This is a genomic window from Vibrio sp. HDW18, assembly GCF_011306175.1.
Taxonomy (GTDB): domain Bacteria; phylum Pseudomonadota; class Gammaproteobacteria; order Enterobacterales; family Vibrionaceae; genus Vibrio; species Vibrio chanodichtyis.
This window is the reverse complement of sequence record NZ_CP049913.1, coordinates 1,067,423-1,092,310: the sequence shown is the minus strand read 5'-3', so window position 1 is coordinate 1,092,310 and position 24,888 is coordinate 1,067,423. Positions and strand designations below refer to the sequence as shown.

The window sequence follows — 24,888 nt, the reverse complement described above, 5'->3', positions numbered from 1 at the left end:
CCCCATGAGCATAGACAAACTATGTGATTGGGGTGAACGAACGTAGCTAACACCGCTGCAGCTTCAAGTATGAAGGGTATACATTTTCCCCTGTGCAAAGGAATACTAATAATGAAAACATTTCTCCGCCAACTCTCTATTGCTGTACTGCTTGTTGGCTTTAGCATGACTAATGCGTTGGCGGCTTCTAACGCGACTCAAAGCGCGTTTCATCACTACTGTAATAGCCCTGAGCTGGAGTTTGAACAGCAAGTTCAAGTCGCCTCTGGTCGTCGCGTATTGGTCAATCACGCCGCATTTCCCTACATTGAGCAAGTGGGGCCATTCCAAGCCAGTGCCGCCTTTATTGAGCAGCAAATGCTGACGGCCGGAGTGCAAGCCAATTGTGCCGAGTACTTGTTAAGTCATGCCAAATCTTGGCAAGCGGGATCGCAAGAGGTACTGGCGCGAGTCTATTTCTCGTTTGATAGCGCTGAGCTCACTTCGGCTTCGCGTTATCTGCTCGATCAACTCTTGGTAAGCTTAAAAAACAATCCGACCCTGATTGTCGAAGGGCATACTGATAATACAGGAAGTGATGCGTATAACTTTGCGCTAGGTTTGCGCCGTGCAGCCAGCGTGGAAGCTTATTTGCAGCAATCTTCGCCAACACCATTATCGTTGCAAAGCGTGTCTTACGGCGAAGCTCGCCCTATTGCGAGCAATGCGAGTGAGACTGACCGAGCACAAAACCGCCGCGTAGAAATTAAATAATTTAATCTATCACACGACCTAATTGAGTGAGGGTATTGGGGCGAAATAGTGTGCTGATCGCCTTTGCCTAATGGCTGGTAAGGGGAGTTCAACACGCGGATCACCCCTGATTCAGCAAGGTGTTTGCCCGCAGTGATGAAACTACGTTGAGCTGGAGAAGTAACAAATTGTGAGTTATTACTCATATTGCGGTTAAAAGTCCGTCATAAAAGCGAAAGTTGCGCGACAAACCTTTGCCAGAGCAGGTAGTTATGTTTTAGAGTGAGCTCGATTCGATAACCTATTGAGAAGGGAAACCTAAATGAACAAGACCCAATTGATCGACTTTATTGCAGAGAAAGCGGACCTGACCAAAGCACAAGCCAAATCAGCTCTCGAAGCGACTCTGGGTGCGGTTGAGGGTGCTCTGAAAGACGGCGACCAAGTACAACTGATTGGTTTTGGTACATTCAAAGTTAATCATCGTGCTGCGCGTACTGGCCGTAACCCAAAAACTGGTGAAGAGATCAATATTGCGGCAGCTAATGTCCCTGCATTTGTGGCAGGTAAAGCGTTGAAAGACGCGATCAAGTAATTGCTTTATACTACGCCGAGATTCACACTCTCGGCGTTTTTTTTATTTATGCAGCAGCGGTTATCTTTCCTTATTGTTCTTATTTCTGGCTTGTTGGCCGGATGTTCCTCGACCCCCAATCCTAACCTTGAGCAGATCAATCAATTTACCGGTGGTAAAGCGATGAGTGAAGCGACCAGTTTTTACTGGTATACCGAGCGTTTTCAAAAACCGAGTTCGGCGGCTGATTATGTGACTTCTGGCAATCATGGCCGTTATCAGTCCAGCTATCGCTGGGAAGAGGGGCGAGTGCGTGAAATTCGCCGTGAAGGTGAATACCTTGAAGGCAAAAAATTACAGCCATTTCGAGTACATATTCGCTTTAGCAACCAAGGTGAAGCGGTGTATCAACAATATCGGCTTGCGGGTAAGGTGCTGCCGATGAGTGATGAGCAACTGACGGACTATGTGCTGCAAGCCAAAGCGGTGGCTGAGGTGTCTAAACAGCAAGATAAGCAAGGCTTAGAGCTGCTGCAAGGCTACTGGAATGGCAAAGTGTTTGAAACCTGTAGTGGTGTTGAATACCAGCGGGTGGAGTTTAACCAGACTTTGCCTAGTTTTATGCTCAATCGTCTTGCTTCGATTGAGAGTTACGTGGCGTTCCTCGGTAAAATTCGTAACGGCACTGTGCATATTGATGAGTTGCTGCTGCTTGAGGCAGCAAGCTACGACTGTGTGAAACGTCCAGTGCTGCTCGACTAGTACACTTCTGGATAAATGTGCAGTAACACGTTAAACGCCTGTAAGAGACAATGTAAGCTGACTCGGTTTTAGTAACGGAGCGCAAATGTCGCCGATGACAGGAATCGACACTCCTTTAGGGGTGTGGTAGTTCAAGTTTCTGCTTTACTTTGGCCGCGATGTCATGAAGTGATAATGAGCATTGACCACTTCGCTCTCCTGCTTCAATTGCTAAACCCAACGCTTGTAACGTCAATCCGACCTTTGCTCTCACTGTCATGGTTTCATTTCCCCCTTTACTAGTGAACCCAATCTTCGAGTTTTAGCCCTTCTACGCGCTGAAACTCTCTCGTATTGTTAGTGACAAGCACACAACCCGCTGCAATGGCGTGACCTGCAATTGCAGTGTCGTTATCACCAATAGGGGTTCCTTTTGCCATCAAATCACGCTTTACCTTGGTTGTAGCGTCAACGGCCAACTTATCCCAAGGCATAATTTCATCTATCCGTTTAAGAAATTCAGCAACTAAAACTGCGTGTTTTTGGGATGCTTTCTTGCCAAGTAAACCGTATTGCATTTCTTGATACGTGATTGCAGAAATAACAATACGATGCTGTTTACTAACAACAGCTTGCAGTTTTTCCAATACCGTAATGGGATTCTCTCGCATGATAAAAGAACAGATACAGGTATCGAGCATATAGTTAATTTTCTTACTCAAAATTGAAACGTCCTTCATCTGGTACAACAGTTTGACGCTCAACCATAAAATCTGAATCAGCCTTTTCAAACTGTCCATATGATAACCAATCTGGACGTGCAGGACGCAATGTGATCACGTCTCCCTCTTTGTGAATTTCAAGCTCATTCACTCCGTCAAACTCAAAATCCTTTGGCAAGCGTACCGCTTGATTCTTGCCATTTTTAAAAATAGATACAGTTCTCATAACACCCTCTCGTTAGGCATATGTTTAACATATGAACAGCATAAAACATGAGGTACATATGTCAAGCATATGACAAGTTTTTACGGCGCAATTTCTGCTGCTTTTGATAACTGAGAGTGTAAAAAAAACCTGAACTCGGGATAAAAATAGGCGGGACTAAAGTGTTGTTAAATCAGTCTGGTCGTTCGTACTCTGATGAAGCAAAAAAACAGAGTCAATCAAGAGGGCGTAATGGTTACGTATATCGCCTGTGACTCTTTGGAATTGTTGATTCGCAACACGTTTGCTAGATGCGGCTTGAAAGGGGCTTCTTCGCATTCAGGTAGACGGAGCTACGGCACTAATATGAATACCTTGGGTATCGAATTGTCAGCTATACAATGCGCTCTAGGTCATTCAGAACCGTCAATGACTTTGGAGTATATCGACATTTCAGAGAACCAATTATCCCAAGCGGCTGAATTAGCATTATGGTTATATACCCTTCCTACTTGAAGCTGCAGCGGTGTTGGCGACGTTCGTTCACCCCAATCACATAGTTTGCCTATGCTCATGGGGACTCACTCACTTGCCGCCTACCTGCAACTCCAAGTTGTTTGGGTATAACAATGTACACACTGAGAGGTTAAGTTATGCGCACTCAAGTACGAAAAATTGGTAATAGTCTTGGCAATATAATTCCTGCTGCATTCATTAAGCAATTAGGGCTTGTTGAAGGTGCTGATATCGAAGTTAAGGCCGACGGTAAAAAGATCACAATCGAGCCAATTAAACGCCCAAAGAAACGCTTTCCGTTCAGCGAAAAAGAACTTCTGAACGGCTTAGATGCTCATACTGCACATGCTGATGAACTAGCGGTTGTCTTTGGTAAGGAGCTAGGCGAGTAGTGGCTCAGTACATCCCTAAACGTAATGACATTATCTGGTTAGATTTTGAACCCGTGAAAGGCAAAGAGATCGGTAAGTACCGTCCAGCTCTTGTCCTTTCAAGTAATACCAATCAAAGAAAAAATATGATCTAATTGAGGGCATTCAACGATAGAACTTATTCACTATGGACAGCCTCGATAATATCGACTTTAAAAAGCTCGCAAGCCAGCAGAAATCTATTCAGATGAAAATGAGACTGCTGGCCCTCGACCATTTCAAAGATGGGCACTCTCGCACCCAAATCGCCAAGTTTCTTAAGGTCAGCCGAACCAGTGTTAATCGGTGGGTTCACACTTTTCTTGAGGAAGGATTAGAAGGCCTCAAGGAAAAACCAAGAACGGGACGACCACCATTCTTAACATCCAAGCAAAGAGAGCAATTGAGCCAATACATCAAAGATAAAGCCAATGATACACTAGGCGGACGACTCACTGGGGCCGACATCCACGCTTATATCGTGAAAGAATTTGGCCAGCACTACCACCCTGATTCTATCTATTACCTGCTCGAGCACATGGGGTTCTCTTGGGTAACTTCTCGCTCCAAACATCCTCGTCAATCCCAGCAAATCCAAGACGATTTTAAAAAAATTTAAAATTGAAACGATCCTGAAGATCCCAGGACATATCGCTTTAGAACGGGTTGATGTCTGGTTTCAGGATGAAGCCAGATTTGGGCAACAAAACACCACCACACGGTTATGGGCAGAAAAAGGAACACGTCCCAGAGCCGTGAAGCAACAACAATTTGAATATGCGTATCTGTTTGGTTCTGTCTGTCCCGCTAGAGGCATTGGCGAGGCGATGGTCGTTCCTTGGGTTAACAAGGACCTTATGGTTGAGCATCTTAGGCAGATCTCCGCGGTGACCGAAAAAGGTCGTCACGCAGTGGTCATTATGGATGGTGCAAGCTGGCACACAGAAGATATTGCCAATGAATTTCAGAACCTCAGTGTCATCAAACTCCCGCCCTATTCCCCTGAGTTGAATCCAATAGAACAAGTATGGAGTTGGTTAAGACAACACTATCTAGCCAACCAGTCTTTTACGGATTACGAAGACATTGTCTCCAAAGTATGTCGGGCTTGGAATAGTTTTTTGGAATGCTCGGCCAGAGTCAGACAGATGTGTTCGAGAAGGTGGACAGAGCTGACCAGTTAATTTTCCAGATTGGTATAAAGAATACAATCAGCAAACGGGGCTACTTATCTGCTGCCCGATCAGTACCAGTATTCGAGGTCAAGCTACAGAGGTTCCAGTAAAGAATCTGGATAAGCCTAGTGCCGTGGCATCAAGTTTGATTCAAACACTATCTTGGAAAGACTGTAACGCGAAGAAGATAACCACCGCTGAAAACGGTGTGATGGAAGATGTTTTGCTGAGACTTATCCCGTTGATTGGGGCTGAGTCTCTATTTGAAGAATAAGCGAGGGAATTTGAGTGTAAATACCTGATTGGACACCGCCACTATGCCCGAAGTGCGGAGCGGACGAAATGTATCCTAAGTTGGTTAGCAAGCAAAACGGGTGGTATTTGTCATATATCAACAAGGTATACGCGATGATCACCGTTGAATTACCGCCCTACCTTCTGAGGGAGAGCGGTGGTTCAATCACTTGGTGAACTTATTTGGCCTGCTCGCGTGCAATTGCGCGATAGCCGATATCGCGGCGGCAGAACATGCCGGTGCAGCGAATTTGATCAGCCAGTTGATAAGCGCGTTGCTGCGCCTCTAGCACTGTGTGACCAAGTGCGGTAGCACACAGTACACGACCCCCATTAGTCACCACGTGGTCGCCTTGCATTTCAGTACCAGCGTGGAACACTTTTTGCCCCTCGCTCTCGGTTGTCGGCAGACCAGAAATTACGTCACCTTTTGCGTAATCCCCTGGGTAACCTCCCGCGGCGAGAACTACCCCAATTGCGGCGCGTGGATCCCACTTTGATTCCATTTGATCAAGTTGACCTGCAATCGCGGCCTGGCACAGTTCGACCAGATCCGATTGTAGACGCATCATGATGGGCTGAGTTTCGGGATCGCCAAAGCGGCAGTTGTACTCAATCACTTTTGGCGCGCCAGTGTGATCGATCATCAATCCTGCGTAGAGGAAGCCAGTATAAGTGTTGCCTTCCGCAGCCATGCCGCGCACGGTTGGGTAGATCACTTCTTGCATCACTCGATCGTGGATCGCTTGTGTTACGACTGGAGCCGGTGAGTAAGCGCCCATCCCGCCCGTGTTCGGGCCGCTATCGCCATCACCTACACGTTTATGATCTTGACTGGTGGCCATAGGGAGCACGTTTTCGCCATCCACCATCACGATAAAGCTGGCTTCTTCACCCTCGAGAAACTCTTCAATCACCACTCGGCTGCCGGCGGCGCCAAACGCATTACCCGCCAGCATATCGTGAATGGCGTCTTCGGCTTCTTGCAAAGTCATCGCCACGATCACGCCTTTGCCGGCGGCTAAGCCGTCAGCTTTGACCACAATCGGTGCGCCTTGTGCACGCACATAAGCCAATGCGGGTTCAATTTCAGTGAAGTTAGCGTAAGCGGCAGTTGGGATCTGGTGGCGAGCTAAGAAATCTTTGGTAAAGGCTTTTGAGCCTTCAAGCTGCGCGGCGCCCTGAGTTGGGCCAAAAATAGCCAGGCCTGCGGCACGAAATGCATCGACCACCCCAATTACCAGCGGCGCCTCTGGACCGACGATAGTGAGTTCAATCGCTTTATCTTGGGCAAAGGTAACCAGCGCTGGGATATCGGTCACTTCAATATTGACGTTGTGCACTTTGTGCTCAAGGGCGGTCCCTGCATTGCCGGGCGCGACATAAATGTTGGTCACTTGTGGGTTTTGTGCCACTTTCCACGCGAGGGCGTGTTCACGACCGCCAGAGCCGATGATGAGAACTTGCATGTTAACATCCTTACTAAATGAATTTGTGAGATCCTAGGTCCTAGAACCTATAATTAATGACGGAAATGACGCATACCGGTGAAAATCATCGCCATGCCGTGTTGGTTGGCAGCATCGATCACTTCTTGATCGCGCATTGAGCCCCCCGGTTGGATCACGCAGGTAATACCTGCCTCGGCCGCGGCATCAATCCCATCACGGAATGGGAAGAAGGCATCGGAAGCCATAACACTGCCGGCCACTTGTAACCCTTCATCGGCGGCTTTGATCCCCGCAATTTTCGCCGAGTAGACGCGGCTCATTTGACCTGCGCCGATGCCAATCGTCATATCGCCTTTAGCGTACACAATCGCGTTGGATTTAACGTATTTGGCCACTTTCCAGCAGAACAGTGCATCGCGCAGCTCCGCTTCGCTAGGTTGACGAGTGGACACCACTTGCAGATCCGCTTGGATCACCATGCCTTGGTCACGCTCTTGCACCAGCAAACCACCGTTGACGCGTTTCAAATCAAAACCCGTGGTTTGGCCTTGCCATTCACCACATTCGAGCAAGCGCACGTTTTGTTTCGCCGCCACCGCTTCGATCGCCGCTTGAGAAACTTTCGGCGCGATGATCACTTCGACAAATTGGCGCTCGATGATCGCTTGCGCCGTTGCACCATCTAATTCGTAGTTAAACGCGATAATACCGCCAAAGGCTGACGTTGGGTCGGTTTGGTAGGCGCGGTTGTAAGCTTGCAGTAGATTGTCGCCCAGAGCCACCCCACATGGGTTAGCGTGTTTAACGATGACACACGCTGGCTCGCTGAACTCTTTAACGCACTCAAGTGCCGCGTCAGTATCGGCAATGTTGTTGTAAGACAGAGCCTTGCCTTGGATTTGACGCGCGGTTGCAACCGAGGCTTGCTGTGGCTCTGCTTCCACATAAAATGCGGCCGCTTGATGACCGTTTTCGCCATAACGCATATCTTGCTTTTTGATGAACTGTGCGTTGAACGTGCGTGGAAAGTGAGATTCAGCATCACCATCTTGGTTGTCACCATACGATGGCACTAAGGTACCAAAGTAGTTGGCGATCATGCCATCGTAGGCGGCGGTGTGTTCAAACGCAGCAATTGCCAGATCAAAACGGGTAGCGTGGGTGAGTGAGTTTTGGTTGGCATCCATTTCACCAATGACGCGCTGATAGTCTTTAGCATTAACCACAATCGTTACATCTTTATGGTTTTTCGCCGCAGAACGCACCATAGTTGGTCCACCGATATCGATGTTTTCCACCGCATCTTCGAGCGTGCAATTTGGGTTAGCCACGGTTTGTGCGAAAGGATACAGGTTAACCACCACCATATCGATCGGTTGGATGCCGTGGCTGTTCATCACAGCGTCATCTTGGCCACGGCGGCCTAGAATGCCACCATGTACTTTAGGATGCAGCGTTTTTACCCGTCCATCCATCATTTCTGGGAAACCGGTGTAATCGGAAACTTCGGTGACAGCTAGGCCTTGTTCGGCCAGTAGGCGAGCAGTACCGCCGGTGGAGAGAAGTTCCACACCACGCTCTGCAAGCGCGGTTGCGAACTCAACAATGCCGGTTTTATCTGATACGCTGAGAAGCGCACGATGAATAGGACGAGCGTTGTTCATGCTTCCATTTTCCTTTAAAAGATATTTGCCGAAAGTGATCTGTCGCGTGGTGAGGGGAGTGAAGTGCACTTCAACACTGTGCTCAGCACAATCAACAGAGCCGTTTGGGAAAATACCTTAGCCGCAGCGATTTGGATGGCGCGTATTCTAACCAATCTATTACAAAAGATCTCGCGCAATCGTTTGGCATGGGAAAAATAATCGCTAAAAAACGCTTTTTCAAGCATAAATTTTAACGAAACGGTAAATAGGAGCAGTTATGTTTCAGATTGGAGAGTTAGCCAAACGCAGTGGGGTTTCCAGCGATACGCTGCGTTTCTATGAGAAAAATGCACTACTGGTGCCTGTCGCGCGCAGTGACGCGGGCTACCGAATGTATGATCAGTCGAGCTTGGTTCAGGTGAACTTTATCTTAAAGGCCAAACAATTAGGCTTAAGCTTGGAAGAGATCAAAGAGCTGCTGGACATTCGTCTGGAAGCCACCGCACATAGCTGCGCTGAAGTCAAAGCGATCACCAGCGCTAAGCTTGCACTCATTGATCATAAAATTGCCGAGTTAACCCGCATTCGCAGCGCACTCAAGCGCATCAATGATGCTTGCTGCGGACATCTTGAAGACAACGCCAGTCACTGCTCCATTTTAGCCGCGTTGGAATAACTGGTTTAGACTGCGATCGTTCGGCATATAATGCGCGCCGTCACACTTAATTAGGTGTGCTACAAAAGTATAGTGACGGCATTATTTTTGCTATTTCGATAATTATTGGTATGGATTAATTTTATGCTCATCAGATTAAAATCTTATGAGTAAATTTATGATCACCGAACTTACTAATCTCAGTTTAATTAACGCCAACTTGAAAGCCAATAATAAACAAGAACTGTTTAATGAATTGGCGGCAATGCTATTGCAAAATAATCGAATTAGCAATCAGCAAGATTTTTTAAACGATATTGCCGCGCGTGAAGCGCTCAGCGTCACTTCAATGGATGGCATTGCTTACCCGCACGCGAAAAGTAAAGCGGTGATCCAGCCTGCGATTGCCGTAGGGGTAAAGCGTGAAGGGATTGATTATGGCGATGAAGATGGGATTAAACCTAGCGTATTTTTTATGATTGCCTCACCAGATAATGGAGCAGACCATCATATTTATGTTCTACAAGAATTATTCGGTAAATTCAGTGATGAATTTATTGATGATATTCATAACGCAACAGACGCACAGCAAATACTTAATATTTTGATTAATTCATAAGGCGTGAAATTATGAGTACCCTAACCAATCAAGCTACTAATAATAGTAGCGATTTTAAACAACGGCTCAGTACCATGAAAGGGCATCTTTTATTTGGTACCTCGCATATGCTGCCATTTATCGTAGCCGGTGGTGTATTACTGGCATTGGCGGTAATGGCTTCTGGTAAAGGCGCAGTACCGGCTGATGGCTTGTTGGCGGATATTTCCAATATCGGTATTAAAGGCCTAGTGTTATTCCCGATCATTCTTGGTGGTTTCATCGGCTATTCGATTGCCGATAAACCTGCACTGGCTCCTGCGATGATTTCATCGGGGATCATGGCCGATATGGGTGGCGGTTTCTTAGGCTGTATCGTGGCGGGTTTTATCGCCGGTGGTGTGGTGCTGCAACTGAAGAAAATCCCGCTGTCCGCCAATATGACCGCATTGGGGGCTTATTTTATCTACCCTTTGATCGGCACTTTAATTTCTGCCGGCATTGTGCTGTGGGGGATTGGTGAGCCAATTAAGATCTTTATGGCCTCGATGAATGAGTTTCTCGCGTCCATGGCTGGTGCTTCAAAAGTGGTGCTCGGAACGATTCTTGGTGGTATGACTGCATTTGATATGGGTGGGCCGATCAATAAAGTGGCCACGCTGTTTGCACAAACTCAAGTGGACACTCAACCTTGGTTGATGGGCGGGGTGGGGATCGCGATCTGTACTCCACCGCTGGGTATGGCGCTCGCGACTTTCCTGTTTAAAAACAAATTTAGTAAGCAAGAGCAAGAAGCGGGTAAAGCCGCGGCAATTATGGGCTCGATTGGGATTTCAGAAGGGGCGATCCCGTTTGCAGCTAATGACCCAATGCGCGTACTGCCTTCGATTGTCGCTGGGGGTATTGTTGGTTGTGTGTTTGGTTTTTTAACCGATGTGCTACTGCACGCCCCCTGGGGTGGCCTTATCACGGCTCCGGTTTCAAGCAATATTCCGATGTACGTTGTGGGTATCGCCCTTGGCTCACTGACTACTGCGTTGATTGTTGGGGTGTGGAAGCCAGTTGCAGAGCAAGAAGCGGAAGAAACCTCGGCCAAAGCAGTCGCTCAGCAAGTATCCGCCGCTCCTATCGCCGGTGAAGGTGAGTATGACATCGTTGCGGTGACTTGCTGTCCATCAGGTGTTGCCCATACCTTTATGGCGGCCAAAGCGCTGGAAAAAGCCGGAGCCGCGGCTGGTCTCAAAATTAAAGTGGAAACCCAAGGCCAAAACGGGATCCAAAATCGCATCACCGAGCTTGATGTGGCCAACGCTAAGTTGGTGATCCTCGCACATGATATTCAGGTCAAAGATGCACAGCGTTTTACCAATGCCAAAGTGATTCATTGTTCGACCAAGGAGGCGATGAAAAAAGCCGCCGAACTTATCCAAGCTTAACTCCCTAAGCTCCTGCCTCTAGAGCCCTTCCCCGAAGGGCTCTTGTTTTATCGGTCGATCGTGTTGGATTACGTTGTGGTAGATTGTGGTAAAAAAAATACCACAAAGTCTATTTGTGGTTTTATTATTAACATAACCTACCAAAACAGATTGAATTATGGACATTTGGCACTACCCACGAACATCTCTGGCAACCTTCATTCTTGATGGGATGGACAAAGGTCTGCTATACCCTTCCTACTTGAAGCTGCAGCGGTGTTGGCTACGTTGGTTCACCCCAATCACATAGTTTGCCTATGCTCATGGGGATTCACTCACTTGCCGCCTACCTGCAACTCCAAGTTGTTTGGGTATATGATGCCGATCGAATTGAGTCTGAAAGCCATTTTTCAATCATATGTCAGCAGCTTAAACCTATTGAATTGGCGATCCTAAAGCTTGTTGCCGTTAACGAATCAAAAGGTCTTTATACCAGTATTGGGTTAGACAAAGTGAAAGCTTTCACTGGTTACCATGACGTGAACATCACCAAATGGTCGGTAAAAAACGCGGTGATCCGATTAAAGAGGCTTGATCTGATCTACACTCCGGAGCGAGGTAAGTTGGAAATTGAGAACCCTGATTTTCGTGATTATCTCTTGGAAAACTGACTTCTCCCCGCCCGTACGGGCGAGGCTTTACGTGCAAAGTGGTAACGGCGGCTCTTAACCTCGGTGTATTGAAGGCAAATGCTGATATTGACGGTTCATTTGCACCAAGGCGGCGGCATTTAAAATCGCCTCTTTGGTGGTGATGTCGATAACCTTGATGTGCTCAAAACGCTGCGGATGTTTAATCGCGACATCGTGGGCTAAGATCACCCACTTGGCCTGTTCAACATCTTTGGCGGTGATCCGATTGAGAATGCCGTTGGCTCCTTGGGTTTCGACTTTGATTTTGACCCCCATCCGGCAAGCGGCTTTTTCCAGCGCTTTGGCGGCTAAGAAAGTATGTGCCACCCCTGATGGGCAAGCGGTGACGGCAAGGATCTCGGCTTGACCTTCTTCGCTCACCGATGAATACACGGGATGATCCTCTGGGTGATATTGCAGCTCGTTGGCGATGGTTTTTTTAAGCGCGATAGCGATCAGCGCGGTGGTACCTGCGCCGGCTAAGGTACCTAGGATGTAGCCTAGTTTGCCATCCACTACTGGCAAAATAATCCAGCCGCCCCAAGGGGCGTGGTTAAGTACTTGGAACCAAAAACCGATCACATTGCCGACGATGCCACCCGCAATAATTGCCGGTAATACCCGAGCCGGGTCGGCGACGGCAAATGGGATCGCTCCTTCGCTGATGCCAATCATGCCCATAATACCTGCCGCTTTACCGGCTTCCCGTTCCTCCCGTTTGAATTTACCTGGTGCAAGTAAGGTGGCAAGAGCCATCCCCAATGGTGGAGTACAGATCGCGATCCCCACCCCGCCCATCAACCAAGGTTGAGTATTGACTTGGGTTTGTGCAAACAACGTGGCCACTTTATTGATCGGGCCTCCCATATCAAAGGTGGTCATGGCGCCGAGTACCACGCCTAGCGCCACCTTGCCTGAATCGGCCATGGAAGCCAAAAACTGATTAAGCCACAGCATACTGCTCGCGATCGGAGAGCCGATCAGCCACATGATGGTACCGCAGGTAATAAAGGTGCCAAACAGTGGATAGATAAAGATAGAGCCGAGTGAAATCATGCTCTCTGGCAGGGGGATTTTCTTGAGCTGACACACCACAAAACCGGCAAAAAAACCGACCACCATTGCGCCAATAAAACCGGTATCGTATTGATTGACCGCAATCCAAGTGCCAATCATACCCGGAGCTAAGCCGGGTTTGTCGGCCATCGAATAAGCGATATAGCCACCGAGTACCACCGTAAAGAGGGTTAAACCCGCTAGGCCCATTTGCGCGATATCGGCCAGCCACCCTTGTTCGGGGATGGTACCATGACCTGAACTCATCACCGCCAGTGACAGAAGTACCCCACCGGCGACGATAAATGGGATCATATGCGAGGTGCCAAACAGCAGATGCAACTTGATCTGCGCTAAGCGCTGGGTGAACTGACTGAGGGGTTGCTCGTTAAAGTTTGGCTGATCGGGCATGGTGGAGAAAGGGGTGGGTAAAGGCTCGACAAACAGGGCTCGTGCTTGTTCAAGGCTGGTCGCCGCTTTAAGTTGCTGGATAAAGTCATCTTCAATCAGTTTACTGGAGATTTGTGTCAGCACTTCAATATGTTGATGGTCTTTGCCCTCCGGTGAGGCGAGCATAAAAAACACCTCAGAAAGTTGGCCATCTTCGGCACCGTAATCAATACCATGGCGGCTAATTCCTACCACGACTGCTGGTTGTGCTGCGGCGTGGCTTTTGGCGTGTGGAATGGCGATCCCTTGCTCAAAGCCAGTATTGCCAATCTCTTCTCTACGCCAGATATCGTCTAAAAACTGCTGTTTATTGGTCAGTTTTCCTGCTTTATCCAGTAAATCTACCAATTCCATCAGTACCTGAGTTTTATTGGTCGCTTGCAGATCTAGACAGATCAGCTCCGGGGTGATCAGAGACATCATATCCACGATAAGATTACCTTGTATTGTGTTAACTGGTTACCGTTGTGCCACACCGTAGAATAAACGACTTGCCGTTGGTGAGCGTAGGCTAGAGTAACCAGTCATGTGGCGGTTCAATATAGGACGAAACAGGCAATTGCTGGATTAATATAACATGCGCAGGGATCTGTGAGCTGGGTTTTCTGACGTGGCACAACATTGGCGCAGCCTTGTGCTAAGATCGTGGCAAACAGCATGATAAGAGAGTCGAATGAAAATTGTGGCAGTTACCGCTTGTCCAACAGGCATTGCACATACTTATATGGCGGCAGATGCCTTAACCAAAGCAGCGGCAAAAAATCATGTACAGATCAAAGTCGAAACCCAAGGTGCGATGGGGATTGAAAATCCACTCACTTCTTATGATATTGCTCATGCCGATAAGGTGCTGATTGTCTCGGATATCGATATTGAACAAGCGAGCCGTTTTGAAGGGGCAAAGGTCGTCACACTGTCTATTGAAGAAGTACTACTCAATGTCGATAAAGTCTTTCTCGTGCACTGTCGTTGATCTTGCCCATGATGCATGAGTACCAAGTGACGTTCTTGGTCAATGATGTCAATGCGAGTGCTTATATCGCTCAGCCGCTGGCTCGCGTAGCGCGCAAATTCAAAAGTACCTTACACATAATCAACATCACCGCCAATCGTTGTGCCGAGTTAGGCAAGTCGCTCGCGATGCTGCAAGTGGCTCTTCAGCAAGGGGATTTATGCCAAATCACCGCCATCGGTATTGATGCGGAATTGGCCTGCTTTGTGATTAAAGATATGCTCTCGGCTCACTATGTGGTGGTGGGTGCCAAGATTAATGATGAGTTTTCTAGCCATTTGGCTGAGCGTTTTCCACAAATTTGCCCGTCGAGTGCAGTGAAATGGCACTATGCCAAAGCGCACACCACTCTCACTAAGTTTCAATGTTTGAAAGGGCTGGCACAACTGATCTACCCCGCCGTGCCCGATGAGCTGATTTTAGCGTTTATCAAACGTGAAGAGCGCTCTTCCACCTGTGTTGCTCCCGGCATTGCGATCCCACATGTGATGTTTGATGGTGTTGAGCAGATCGCGGTGGCGGTGATCAAAAATGATCAGCCAATGGATTGGGCCTCTCCGATCGGCGAGGTGCATTTAGCGATTGCTTTGGTAATGCCGGGCAAGCCGAATCGAGAGCAAATCATTACCGCGACGAATCTCACCCGCAATTTGTTGTGTGAGCAAATGGTTGAGCGTTTACTGTTGACGCGCAGCGGTGTCGATTTGCAAGCACTGTTGATGTACGCCATGTCGCGTTTGTTATATTGAGGCGCGATAGTCGCTTGGAGTACGACCAGTGCGCTGTTTAAACACGCGGCAAAAATAGTTCACATCCTTAAATCCGCAGCGCAGCGCGACTTCATTGAGCTTAAAATGGTATTTTTTGAGCATAAATTTGGCGCGATCTATCCGCACCCAAGTAATGTAATCGGCCAGCGTCATATGCCCTTGTTGGCGAAATAGGCGTGATAAATGATTGGCTGAAATACTAAAACGTACTGCGATGCTTTCCCGTGTGATCGGGCGATGAAAATTTTCTTGGATATAAATGCAGATCCCTTGATAGAGATCTTGTACCCGATTATGACTTTTTTCGGTCGGGCTATTTAGCATGATTTGGGTGTAGGAGAGTAACGCTTGCAGCAGCAATTCATCGATCGGTTGTTTATGATTCTCACGCGCCAATGAGCTGAGCGCTTGTAAAATGTTATCAATCGCAAACCCAGAACGAGTTTGAATACTGTGCTTTTGAATATCGAAAAAGTGAGCTTCCCCTTTGCGTTTACTGACTAAGCTCAGCCCGAGCTGACGCCGGCCAAACAACATACTCAGTACCGAGCAATCGGTATCCCAATTGGGTTTATTCCAGCAGTTAGCTGGAATAAAAATCGCATCCCCCGCTTTGGCAACGATGTGGGTCACTTTGCGATCGTGGCTTTCCATCTCATTGATGTATTCACCGCTGAGCACCAATTCCAAGCGTGGAAAGTTGACCTGATAGCTGCATTCCGGTGGGGTATGAAAGTCGCCAGCAAACCAAATATGATGAAAAGGCTCACGTTCATTGAGTACCGATGACAGTAAATCATCAAAAATCATGCTTAAACTCCAGTGTCGTGACTCAACGATATCCCTTCCTACTTGAAGCTGCAGTGGTGTTGGCTAGGTTCGTTCACCCCAATCACATCGTTTGCCTATGCTCATGGTGACTCACTCACTTGCCGCCTACCTGCAACTCCAAGTGGTTTGGGTATAGACGGCGCAAGGTATACATGGAATGGCGGCGCGTCTCCTTGAAGCCAATCACAATCTCAGTTCATTGGTACAATAATCCAGCTATGGCCTTAATTATCTAGAACGAAAGTTTCGCTCAAATAAACCATTCGTATGCTAATTCAATGAAAAAACTAATTTTTATGCATTGTTTATTGATGGCTGATGCTATTGACTACTCAGCGATCTAAATCACACCTTATCCATATGGTTACAATCATCCAGTGTATGCTCTATTTATGCACTAATCAGATCAAGGCAAACATTCAACAATGACTCTGACATAAAAATAAAATGTACAGAGGTCTCTATGATCAACCAATTGATTAATGCCGATCTAATTCTGCTTGATCTGCAAGCCAATTCGAAACCTGCAGTCTTCGAAGAGCTGACTAATATCTTGCATGCACAAGGGCGTATCTCAGATAAGGCTCTGTTTATTAAAGATATTCAAGCGCGTGAAGCGTTAGGCAATACCGGATTTGAAGATGGCGTTGCGATCCCGCACGCCAAAAGCGCTGCGGTGATTCAACCTGCGGTGGCGATTGGAGTCAGCCGCCATGGTATCGACTATGGCGCGGAAGATGGTTTACCGTCCAAGCTGTTTTTCATGATCGCTTCACCAGAGGCAAGTGATGATCACCATATTGAAGTCTTGGCAGAGCTCTCTGCTAAATTGATTGAAGAAGGTTTTATTGACGCCTTCCTCAATGCCCAAAGTCCAGAGCAAGCGCTGGCAATGCTATTGAAGAAACCCGCATCTGTATCGACCAGCATGAGTGACGAAAGCAAGGGATTGATTATTGGTGTCACGGGTTGCCCGGCTGGTATCGCTCACACTTATTTAGCCGCTGAAGCGCTAGAAAAAGGTGCCGCGGCTCTTGGTTATCAGATCAAAGTGGAAACAAACGGTTCGATTGGGGTGAAAAATAGCCCAAGCGCCGAAGAGATCGAACGCGCAGAGGCGATTGTGGTTGCCTGTGACAAGCAAGTGGATATGGCACGCTTTGCTGGTAAACGTCTGATTAGAACCAATGTCAAAGCGCCGATCCGTAATGCTCAGCAATTAATCAACCAAGCGTTAAGCGCGCCCCATTACCAAGCGGAAAACACCGCTTCTCCATCGGTCACCAATAAAGCCTCACAAGCGCGCTCCGATCTGTACCGCTTCTTGATGAATGGTGTATCGCACATGATCCCGTTTGTGGTGACTGGTGGGCTGTTGATTGCGCTAGCGCTAGCGGTGGGTGGTGAGCCGACCGAAGCGGGAATGGCCATTCCGGTGGGAAGCATGTGGAACCAAATTCTTGAAGTGGGTGTGGTGGCCTTCACCTTGATGATCCCGATTTTGGCCGGTTATATCGCTTATGCGATTGGCGATCGTGCTGCACTGGCCCCTGGTTTAATTGGTGGCTGGATTGCCAACAATGGCTCATTTTACGGCGCGGAGGCGGGTACTGGTTTTATTGGTGCCATCATTGCTGGTCTATTGGTGGGTTACTTCGTGAAGTGGCTCACCTCGATTCACTATCACAAATTTATTCAGCCATTGGTGCCGATCATGATTGCACCAATCACGGCTTCACTGTTTATCGCCGGTTTGTTCATTTTTGTGATCGGTGCTCCGATCGCCAGCTTAATGGATAGCCTCACTGCGCTACTTACCAGTATGAGTTCGGGCAACGTCATCTTATTGGGGATTGTGCTTGGCGGTATGGCCGGTTTTGACATGGGCGGGCCGTTTAACAAAGTCGCCTTCCTGTTCTCTGTCGGCATGATTGCCAGTGGTCAAACCCAATTTATGGGCGCGATGGCATGTGCTATCCCAGTCGCGCCATTGGGTATGGGGCTAGCGACGGTGATGGGGCGCAAGCTCAACCTGTTTGAAACCTCGGAAATCGAAGCCGGCAAAGCGGCGGGCGCGATGGGATTAGTCGGGATCTCGGAAGGTGCGATTCCGTTTGCTGCGCAAGATCCGATGTCGGTGATCCCTGCCAACGTATTGGGATCCATGGTCGCCGCGGTGATGGCGTTTGCTTTCGGGATCACCAACAGCGTGGCGCATGGCGGCCCCGTGGTTGCTCTGCTAGGGGCAATGAACTTACCACTGTTAGCGCTGATTTGTATGGCGACCGGTGCGGTGGTGACGGCAATGACCTGCCTGACGCTCAAAAAAATCCGTTCTCAAAAGCGCGCGGTAGTAACCGCTTAATCCTGCCTTGTTCTGGCTTGAGCTAGCGCTCAAGCCAGCTTTTTGATGGTGACTCAAATGCCGACAATCCAAGCTGAACATTCGACCCTGCCGCAGGCAGTCTTCTTCCCAATGACCAATCCTATCCAAAACTATGCGTGGGGCAGTAAAACGGCGCTACACCAGTTATTCGCGCTCGAAAACCCAACCGGGCAGCCACAAGCGGAACTGTGGATGGGCGCGCATCCTAATGGTTGTTCGCTGATTAAGATTAATGGACAATCGGTTAAATTATCCGAGTTTATCGCGCAAAACCCAACGCTGATTTTAGGTCAACAAACGGCCAATCAATTTGGTGAACTGCCTTATCTTTTTAAGATTTTGGCGGCAGAACAGGCGCTGTCGATCCAGGTGCATCCTAATCAACAACAAGCGCAGCAAGGCTTTGCTAGAGAAGAGCAACAAGGCATTGCACTCACGGCAGCTCAGCGCAACTACAAAGATCCCAATCACAAACCTGAGCTGGTGTACGCCCTGACCGACTATCAAGCGATGAATGGTTTTCGTGCGATAGAGGAGATCCTCGCTTTATTCACATCGCTGGCCATCGCCGAACTACAACCACTGCTGGCAAGCTTTACCGCTAACCCAACGGAGCAGGGGTTAGGTGATTTTTTCTACGCTTTACTCTCTTTACAAGGGGCGGCGAAAACCCGTGCGGTTAATGCACTGCTTCGCCAAGCAAAGCAAAGTCAGCAGCCAGTGTTTGCTTTGATTGTGAAGCTAGAGCAGCAGTATCCGGATGATATTGGTTTATTTGCGCCATTGATGCTTAACCTCATTACGTTACAGCCGGGCGAAGCGATGTTTTTGCACGCCCAAACCCCTCATGCTTATTTGCACGGTACTGGGCTTGAGATCATGGCCAATTCGGATAATGTGCTGCGTGCAGGGCTGACCCCTAAACATATGGATATTGATGAATTGGTGGCTTGTACGGTGTTTAAATCGCAAGCGATTGATCAATTGCGCCTTGCCGCGCAGCCAGTTGCTGGAGGGTTACAATACCCGATCCCAGTGAGCGACTTTAAATTTGCGATTATTTTGGCGACGGATCATGAGCCGATCGATGTGCATAGTGCAGAAATCCTACTTCCCCTTGATAGCCCACTGACGGTACAGCATGCCAATGGTCAAACCTGCACTGTCGAAAAAGGGTATTCACTCTTTATTCCGGCTTATGCTAAGCACTATAGTGTGCAATGTGCTGGGCGAGTGGCTAGGGCGTATAGCGAGTGAAAAATAGCGTGTTTAGCAATTACCAATAGCATTTTGATAACTCAAAACCTATCACATATGATAAGTTCAATTGACGATGGAACATCAAGATGAGTTGGAATGTAGAGTTTTATGATGGTGTTGAACAATCCATTTTGGAGATGCCAGTTAAGATCCAAGCTCGAATGTTTAGGCTGCTGGAATTGATTGAAGAACATGGCGCGAATTTAGGTGAACCGCACACTAAATCAATCGGTGATGGGCTTTTTGAGATTCGAGCAAAAGCACAAGAAGGGATCGGGCGTGGTCTATTTTGCTATTTGGATGGTAAGAATATAAAGGTGCTTCATGCCTTTGTTAAAAAAGCCCAAAAACGCCTAAAAAGGATTTGGATCTTGCCAGAGACCGCATGAGAGAGGTTAAAAATGACAAGTAAATTGCAAGTGCTTAAAGCTAAAGCATTCGCTAATCCAGAGGTAAAGCAAGCGTATGACGAACTGGAGCCAGAATTCGAGCTTATTAACACCCTATTAAGAATGCGTAATGCCGCGGGGCTGACTCAAGATCAGGTCGCTGAACGTATGGGAACCAAAGAGGCGAACATATCCAGACTTGAGAAAGGTCGTGGCAATCCAACGCTCAAAACATTAATCAGTTACGCTAAGGCTTGTAATTGTGAGCTCAGTTTCGGATACCGGCACGCATAATTTAAGATGATTTATCACTTGGCGAGGCATTGGCGTACATCAAAGCAAAAATACCAAACAAAAAGACCAAGCTTGGCGGCTTGGTCTTTTGTCGTTATGCAAAGTGCTTATACGTTACGGACTAATTCCGCGATCGCATCCCAATTGCCTTGATCCATCAGATCGGTCGGCACCATCCAGGTACCACCACAGGCGATCACCGATTTAAGCGCCAGATAGTCTGGGGCGTTGGTCGGGTTGATACCGCCGGTTGGCATAAAGCTAATCGGGTAAACCGCACACAGCGCTTTGAGCATCGGTAGGCCACCTGAAGGTTCAGCGGGGAAGAACTTCAAGGTACGCAGACCCATTTCCATCGCTTGTTCAACTAGGCTTGGGTTGTTGACGCCTGGGATGATCGGGATGTTGCGCTGCTGACAATATTTCACTGTGGTGGGGTTAAAACCTGGGCTAACAATGAAATCGGCACCCGCGGCGATCGCTTGATCCACTTGGGCGCTGGTTAGCACGGTGCCGGCACCAATCAACAGCTCTGGATACGCATCACGCATAATGCGAATCGATTCGGCGGCGGCTGGAGTGCGGAAAGTGACTTCTGCGCAAGGCAAGCCATTTTCTACCAGCACTTTAGCCAGCGGCAGTGCGTGGGCGACATCATTAATCGCAATCACAGGGACGATTTTGATTGCTCGTAAGCGTTGTTCAATGGTCATAAGTCCATACCTCTACAGAATAAAGCTGAGTGTTGCCACAATCAGGAAGGCGATACCGCCCAATAGGGTTTCCATCACAGTCCATGTTTTCAGAGTGGTTTTTTCATCCATCTCCATCAAACGTGATACCAGCCAGAAACCAGAATCGTTAAAGTGGGAAAGCACAGTAGCACCGCCGGCAATCGAAATCACGATAAAGCACAGGTCAAACTCTGATAAACCGGTGGTCGCAGCCACCGTCGGTGCAATCAATGCTGCGGTGGTGGTTAGGGCGACCGTGGCTGAGCCTTGCGCCACTCGCAAACAGGTGGAAATCACAAACGCGGCAATCACAATCGGCATTCCGGTGTCCGACAGCACCCCCGCAAGTGCGTGACCAATGCCGCTGGCGCGCAGTACGCCACCAAACATACCGCCCGCGCCGGTGACTAAGATCACAGCACAAATGGGTGCCAATGAATCACCACACAGTTTTTCTAGACGTGCCATGCCGTAATCTTTGGCAAAGGCGGCCAAACAGACCAGTAGGGTGATCAGCAAGGCGACCGGCGTTTTACCCAGCATGCGCAGTAATTCGACCAGTGGCGTTTTACCATCAATCACACCCGCTACCGCTAAGGTGTTTAAACCGGTATCCATGAAAATCAGCAGCACGGGCAGCACCAAAATGATCATGACCGTAGCAAATTTTGGCAGTTTCGCTTCATCGATGATCGCATCGGTGTTGAAGAAGGCTTTTGAGAGCGGAATATCGAATTTTTTGCCCGCGTACAGGCCAAATAGGTAAGCGCCGAAGTACCAAGTTGGGATGGCAACCAAAATGCCGACTATCAGCAATAAACCGATGTTGGCGCCAAGCAGTTCAGCCGCGGCCACGGGGCCTGGGTGAGGAGGCACAAACGCGTGCATGACCGCAAAGGCACCCGCAGAAGGCAGTGCGTATTTGAGTGGTGAGCCACCAAAGCGTTTCGCGACACTGAAGATGATCGGCATCATCACAATCAGGCCGGCATCAAAGAAGATCGGAAAGCCAAACAGCAGTGAGGCGACACCGAGTGCAAACGGTGCGCGCTGCTCACCGAAGCGGCCAATTAAGGTGTCGGCCAGCACTTTCGCGCCGCCCGTCACTTCTAAGACTTTGCCAATCATTGCGCCAAGGCCGACTAGCAGTGCGACCGAGGCCAGCGTGCCGCCAAAGCCGCTCATCATGGTCGGAACCACTTGATCGGAGGCGACGCCGGTTGCGATGGCGGTGCCTAAACTGACTAAGGTCAGCGCAGCAAATGCGTGAATTTTAAAACGGATGATCAGCAGTAATAGAGCAATAATTGCCACTACGGCTACTGAGAGCAGGTAAGTCGGATCAGAGGTTTGTAGTAGGGGGTTCATAAGTTCACCGTCCAGATTTTATAGTTTGTGTTATAGCTCACATTTAGTAAAGTTACCGGTAACATGTTACCCATAACATGAATAAGATAAACCCATATTTTGAAGTGAATTTTAAAAATGCGATCACGCGCAAGTTTGGTATTAAGGAGTTGTTATGGCTGGTAGTAGCATCATTGTGATGGGGGTTTGTGCTTGCGGTAAAAGCACTATTGGTGAGTTATTGGCAAGACAGACCGGGCGCAAATTTATTGATGGGGATGATCTGCATCCTCGCGCCAATATTCAAAAAATGGCGTCTGGCCAGCCGTTAAACGATCACGATCGCACGCCTTGGTTAGAGCGGATCCGCGATGCTGCTTATAGTCTTGAGAGCAAAAATGAGCACGGGGTGATTGTGTGCTCGGCGCTGAAAAAGCAGTACCGTGATCAGATCCGTGAAGGTAACCAAAACGTGACCTTTCTGTTTTTAGATGGTTCTAAGGATTTGATCATGGAACGCATGCGCGCTCGTCAAGGCCATTTTATGAAAGAGAATATGGTCAATAGCCAGTTTGAAGCGTTAGAGCGTCCCGATGGTGAGCCGCAAACCCTGATCATCCCGATCGATTGCTCGGTGGAGCAAGTGGTGAGCTGTGCGATTCAAGCGCTGCAAGAGCAGGAGGGGTTATGATCCACCCGATATTAGCCAAAGTTACCGATAATTTGATTGAACGTAGCCGTGCCGCGCGCGCGGCTTTTATCGCCCGCAGCCAAGCTCAAGAGCAAGCCGGTAAAGGGCGTGCTGCGCTGTCGTGTGGCAACCTTGCCCATGCGGTTGCCGCATCGTGCACTACCGAAAAGAACACCATTTTGGATTTTACCCGCAGCAATGTGGCGATCATTACTGCGTACAACGACATGTTAAGTGCGCACCAGCCTTATCAAGCTTATCCAGATCGCATCAAAATGGTGCTGGCGCAGTTGGGTCACTCAGCTCAAGTCGCGGGTGGCGTGCCCGCGATGTGTGATGGCGTGACCCAAGGTCAGCCTGGTATGGATATGTCGCTGTTTTCACGTGATTTGATTGCGCAAGCGACCGCATTATCACTGAGCCATAATGTGTTTGATGCGACTTTGCTGCTTGGGATCTGTGACAAAATTGCCCCTGGGCAACTGATGGGCGCGCTCTCTTACGCGCATTTGCCAACCGCCTTTATGCCAGCAGGTTTAATGGCGACCGGGATCAGCAATGATGAGAAAGTCGAGGTGCGCCAGAAATATGTGGCCGGTCAAGTCGGTAAAGAGGCGCTGCTGGCGATGGAGTGTCAGGCTTACCATGCACCGGGCACCTGCACGTTTTATGGCACGGCCAACACCAACCAACTGGTGTTTGAAGCGATGGGGCTGATGCTGCCAGGCTCGGCGTTTGTGCATCCACACAGCGAGTTGCGCCAAGCACTCAACGATGATGCAACGCTTAAAATTGCCAGCATGACTCAAGGCTCGGCGAACTATCGCCCACTGTATCAAGTGGTGACCGAAAAAAGTCTGCTTAACGGGATTGTTGCGCTGCTGGCTTCGGGCGGCAGTACCAATCACTCGATCCATATGCTCGCGGTCGCGCGTGCAGCGGGGATTTTGCTCACTTGGCAAGATATTAGCGATCTGTCGGATGTGGTTCCGTTACTGGCCAAGGTCTACCCTAATGGTCCAGCGGATATGAACGCCTTCCAACAAGCCGGTGGTGTGCCAGCCTTAATGCAGCGTTTGCATGAGGCCAAACTATTGCATGCCGATGTAAGCCCAGTGTTTGGTGAGTTTAGCGATCAACTGAGCTTGCCTGAGCTGATAGATGGTGAGCTGCGTTGGGTGGCGTGCCAAGGCACGCGCGATGCGCAAGTGATTGCGGCACCGGATCAAGCTTTCCAAGCCACCGGTGGCACTAAAGTGCTGAATGGCAATTTAGGTCGCGCGGTGATCAAAGTGTCGGCGGTACAGGCGGATCAGCAAGTGATTGAAGCGCCTGCGGTGGTGTTCCAGTGTCAACACCAAGTGGAAGCGGCTTACCAACGTGGTGAACTGAACCAAGATTGCATCGTGGTGGTGACTCATAATGGTCCGGCGGCCAATGGGATGCCAGAGCTGCACAAGTTGATGCCGATTTTGGGTAATGTGCAAAAAGCGGGCTTTAAAGTCGCACTCGTGACCGATGGTCGCTTATCGGGCGCCTCGGGCAAGATCCCATCGGCTATCCATGTGTCACCGGAAGCGGTCCGTGGTGGCGCGATTGGTTTGGTTCGCACGGGTGATCGGCTGCGGCTTGATTGCACCACTGGCACGCTGGAAAACTTAACCGAAATGAGTCAACGCCAACCGCTCAGTTTAGATACCGAACGCGATCAGCAGATGTGGGGACGTGAGCTGTTTAAAGTGATGCGCCAAGCCGTCTCTTCGGCTGAGCAAGGCGCGAGCTTTATTGTCTAGCCTTATATTGTCGAAGATGGTCAGATAGCACAGATCAAAAAAAGGCGGT

At 48.8% G+C, this 24,888-nt stretch carries 25 protein-coding genes and 3 pseudogenes; 19 read left to right on the top strand and 9 right to left on the bottom strand.

Annotated elements, in window-relative coordinates:
• The first annotated feature begins 111 nt into the window (after positions 1 to 111).
• From G7083_RS05250 to G7083_RS05240, 3 genes are all read left to right on the top strand, one after another.
• Positions 112 to 753: an OmpA family protein gene (locus G7083_RS05250; protein ID WP_166013867.1), complete on the top strand. Its 642-nt coding sequence runs from the start codon at positions 112 to 114 to the stop codon at positions 751 to 753.
• A gap of 301 nt (positions 754 to 1,054) precedes the next feature.
• Positions 1,055 to 1,327, top strand: a complete 273-nt coding sequence (hupA, locus tag G7083_RS05245; protein ID WP_166013866.1) for a nucleoid-associated protein HU-alpha — start codon at positions 1,055 to 1,057, stop codon at positions 1,325 to 1,327.
• A gap of 48 nt (positions 1,328 to 1,375) precedes the next feature.
• Positions 1,376 to 2,068 carry a DUF1481 domain-containing protein gene (locus G7083_RS05240; protein ID WP_166013865.1) on the top strand — a complete coding sequence of 231 codons (693 nt, stop codon included), beginning with the start codon at positions 1,376 to 1,378 and terminating at the stop codon, positions 2,066 to 2,068.
• A gap of 278 nt (positions 2,069 to 2,346) precedes the next feature.
• On the opposite strand, the gene G7083_RS05235 is transcribed toward G7083_RS05240, so the two are convergent.
• Both G7083_RS05235 and vapB read right to left on the bottom strand, forming a co-directional pair.
• On the bottom strand, positions 2,347 to 2,769 hold the full coding sequence (locus G7083_RS05235; RefSeq protein WP_240911919.1) for a type II toxin-antitoxin system VapC family toxin: 423 nt from the start codon (positions 2,767 to 2,769) through the stop codon (positions 2,347 to 2,349).
• Positions 2,762 to 2,995, bottom strand: a complete 234-nt coding sequence (gene vapB, locus G7083_RS05230) for a type II toxin-antitoxin system VapB family antitoxin (protein ID WP_166013864.1) — start codon at positions 2,993 to 2,995, stop codon at positions 2,762 to 2,764. The genes G7083_RS05235 and vapB overlap by 8 nt, the downstream gene beginning before the upstream one ends.
• A 195-nt stretch (positions 2,996 to 3,190) precedes the next feature.
• On the opposite strand from vapB, the gene G7083_RS05225 reads away from it, so the two are divergent.
• From G7083_RS05225 to G7083_RS05200, 5 genes and pseudogenes are all read left to right on the top strand, one after another.
• Positions 3,191 to 3,490, top strand: coding sequence for a tyrosine-type recombinase/integrase (locus tag G7083_RS05225; protein ID WP_166013863.1), 300 nt, complete (start codon positions 3,191 to 3,193; stop codon positions 3,488 to 3,490).
• Between the two features lie 137 nt (positions 3,491 to 3,627).
• A complete protein-coding gene (locus G7083_RS05220; RefSeq protein ID WP_166013862.1) occupies positions 3,628 to 3,882 on the top strand; it encodes an AbrB/MazE/SpoVT family DNA-binding domain-containing protein in 255 nt (84 codons plus the stop codon).
• A complete protein-coding gene (locus G7083_RS15295; protein ID WP_277347121.1) occupies positions 3,882 to 4,016 on the top strand; it encodes a type II toxin-antitoxin system PemK/MazF family toxin in 135 nt (44 codons plus the stop codon). Before G7083_RS05220 ends, G7083_RS15295 begins: the two co-directional genes overlap by 1 nt.
• A gap of 32 nt (positions 4,017 to 4,048) precedes the next feature.
• A protein-coding gene (locus G7083_RS15080) for an IS630 family transposase (RefSeq protein WP_240911888.1) occupies positions 4,049 to 5,084 on the top strand; the annotation gives its coding sequence in 2 pieces (ribosomal slippage) (positions 4,049 to 4,507 and positions 4,509 to 5,084; 1,035 coding nt in all).
• Between the two features lie 31 nt (positions 5,085 to 5,115).
• Positions 5,116 to 5,349: pseudogene (locus G7083_RS05200) on the top strand (type II toxin-antitoxin system PemK/MazF family toxin); the annotation flags it as partial.
• A 199-nt stretch (positions 5,350 to 5,548) separates the two neighbouring features.
• Here G7083_RS05200 and purD read toward each other — a convergent pair.
• From purD to G7083_RS05185, 3 genes and pseudogenes are all read right to left on the bottom strand, one after another.
• Complete coding sequence (gene purD / locus G7083_RS05195) at positions 5,549 to 6,838, bottom strand: phosphoribosylamine--glycine ligase (RefSeq protein ID WP_166013861.1); 1,290 nt, start codon at positions 6,836 to 6,838, stop codon at positions 5,549 to 5,551.
• Positions 6,839 to 6,891: 53 nt separating this feature from the next.
• Positions 6,892 to 8,484 carry a bifunctional phosphoribosylaminoimidazolecarboxamide formyltransferase/IMP cyclohydrolase gene (gene purH / locus G7083_RS05190; RefSeq protein WP_166013860.1) on the bottom strand — a complete coding sequence of 531 codons (1,593 nt, stop codon included), beginning with the start codon at positions 8,482 to 8,484 and terminating at the stop codon, positions 6,892 to 6,894.
• Between the two features lie 92 nt (positions 8,485 to 8,576).
• Positions 8,577 to 8,741 (bottom strand): annotated as a pseudogene (locus G7083_RS05185) (phosphoribosylamine--glycine ligase); the annotation flags it as partial.
• 2 nt (positions 8,742 to 8,743) lie between these two features.
• Here G7083_RS05185 and zntR point away from each other — a divergent pair.
• The 3 genes from zntR (at position 8,744) to G7083_RS05170 (ending at position 11,155) form a co-directional block, all read left to right on the top strand.
• Positions 8,744 to 9,142 (top strand): Zn(2+)-responsive transcriptional regulator, encoded by a 399-nt coding sequence (gene zntR / locus G7083_RS05180; RefSeq protein ID WP_166013859.1) that lies wholly within the window; start codon positions 8,744 to 8,746, stop codon positions 9,140 to 9,142.
• A gap of 157 nt (positions 9,143 to 9,299) precedes the next feature.
• The gene (locus tag G7083_RS05175) at positions 9,300 to 9,740 is read left to right on the top strand and encodes a PTS sugar transporter subunit IIA (protein ID WP_166013858.1); all 441 of its coding nucleotides are present in this window, start codon (positions 9,300 to 9,302) and stop codon (positions 9,738 to 9,740) included.
• Positions 9,741 to 9,751: 11 nt separating this feature from the next.
• The gene (locus G7083_RS05170) at positions 9,752 to 11,155 is read left to right on the top strand and encodes a fructose-specific PTS transporter subunit EIIC (protein ID WP_166013857.1); all 1,404 of its coding nucleotides are present in this window, start codon (positions 9,752 to 9,754) and stop codon (positions 11,153 to 11,155) included.
• 704 nt (positions 11,156 to 11,859) lie between these two features.
• Here G7083_RS05170 and G7083_RS05165 read toward each other — a convergent pair.
• Positions 11,860 to 13,761, bottom strand: coding sequence for a fructose-specific PTS transporter subunit EIIC (locus G7083_RS05165; RefSeq protein ID WP_166013856.1), 1,902 nt, complete (start codon positions 13,759 to 13,761; stop codon positions 11,860 to 11,862).
• A gap of 244 nt (positions 13,762 to 14,005) precedes the next feature.
• On the opposite strand from G7083_RS05165, the gene G7083_RS05160 reads away from it, so the two are divergent.
• Both G7083_RS05160 and G7083_RS05155 read left to right on the top strand, forming a co-directional pair.
• Positions 14,006 to 14,305 carry a fructose PTS transporter subunit IIB gene (locus G7083_RS05160; RefSeq protein WP_166013855.1) on the top strand — a complete coding sequence of 100 codons (300 nt, stop codon included), beginning with the start codon at positions 14,006 to 14,008 and terminating at the stop codon, positions 14,303 to 14,305.
• 8 nt (positions 14,306 to 14,313) lie between these two features.
• A complete protein-coding gene (locus G7083_RS05155; protein WP_166013854.1) occupies positions 14,314 to 15,093 on the top strand; it encodes a PTS sugar transporter subunit IIA in 780 nt (259 codons plus the stop codon).
• Here G7083_RS05155 and G7083_RS05150 read toward each other — a convergent pair.
• Positions 15,085 to 15,924 (bottom strand): AraC family transcriptional regulator, encoded by an 840-nt coding sequence (locus tag G7083_RS05150; RefSeq protein WP_166013853.1) that lies wholly within the window; start codon positions 15,922 to 15,924, stop codon positions 15,085 to 15,087. The two genes, G7083_RS05155 and G7083_RS05150, sit on opposite strands and share 9 nt — an antisense overlap.
• A gap of 484 nt (positions 15,925 to 16,408) precedes the next feature.
• On the opposite strand from G7083_RS05150, the gene G7083_RS05145 reads away from it, so the two are divergent.
• The 4 genes and pseudogenes from G7083_RS05145 to G7083_RS05130 all read left to right on the top strand — a co-directional run bounded on the left by G7083_RS05145 (position 16,409) and on the right by G7083_RS05130 (position 20,274).
• Positions 16,409 to 18,310, top strand: a complete 1,902-nt coding sequence (locus G7083_RS05145; RefSeq protein WP_166013852.1) for a fructose-specific PTS transporter subunit EIIC — start codon at positions 16,409 to 16,411, stop codon at positions 18,308 to 18,310.
• 48 nt (positions 18,311 to 18,358) lie between these two features.
• Positions 18,359 to 19,588, top strand: a complete 1,230-nt coding sequence (manA, locus tag G7083_RS05140) for a mannose-6-phosphate isomerase, class I (protein WP_346770520.1) — start codon at positions 18,359 to 18,361, stop codon at positions 19,586 to 19,588.
• An 89-nt stretch (positions 19,589 to 19,677) separates the two neighbouring features.
• Positions 19,678 to 20,003, top strand: a pseudogene (locus G7083_RS05135) (type II toxin-antitoxin system RelE/ParE family toxin).
• Positions 19,993 to 20,274, top strand: a complete 282-nt coding sequence (locus G7083_RS05130) for a helix-turn-helix transcriptional regulator (RefSeq protein ID WP_166013850.1) — start codon at positions 19,993 to 19,995, stop codon at positions 20,272 to 20,274. Before G7083_RS05135 ends, G7083_RS05130 begins: the two are co-directional and overlap by 11 nt.
• A 107-nt stretch (positions 20,275 to 20,381) precedes the next feature.
• On the opposite strand, the gene G7083_RS05125 is transcribed toward G7083_RS05130, so the two are convergent.
• The gene (locus G7083_RS05125) at positions 20,382 to 20,987 is read right to left on the bottom strand and encodes a bifunctional 4-hydroxy-2-oxoglutarate aldolase/2-dehydro-3-deoxy-phosphogluconate aldolase (RefSeq protein WP_166013849.1); all 606 of its coding nucleotides are present in this window, start codon (positions 20,985 to 20,987) and stop codon (positions 20,382 to 20,384) included.
• A 12-nt stretch (positions 20,988 to 20,999) separates the two neighbouring features.
• Positions 21,000 to 22,376, bottom strand: a complete 1,377-nt coding sequence (locus tag G7083_RS05120; protein WP_166013848.1) for a GntP family permease — start codon at positions 22,374 to 22,376, stop codon at positions 21,000 to 21,002.
• Positions 22,377 to 22,530: 154 nt separating this feature from the next.
• Between G7083_RS05120 and G7083_RS05115 the strand changes: the two genes are divergently transcribed.
• On the top strand, positions 22,531 to 23,046 hold the full coding sequence (locus G7083_RS05115) for a gluconokinase (RefSeq protein ID WP_166013847.1): 516 nt from the start codon (positions 22,531 to 22,533) through the stop codon (positions 23,044 to 23,046).
• Positions 23,043 to 24,839: a phosphogluconate dehydratase gene (gene edd / locus G7083_RS05110; protein WP_166013846.1), complete on the top strand. Its 1,797-nt coding sequence runs from the start codon at positions 23,043 to 23,045 to the stop codon at positions 24,837 to 24,839. The genes G7083_RS05115 and edd overlap by 4 nt, the downstream gene beginning before the upstream one ends.
• The last annotated feature ends 49 nt before the right edge of the window (positions 24,840 to 24,888 follow it).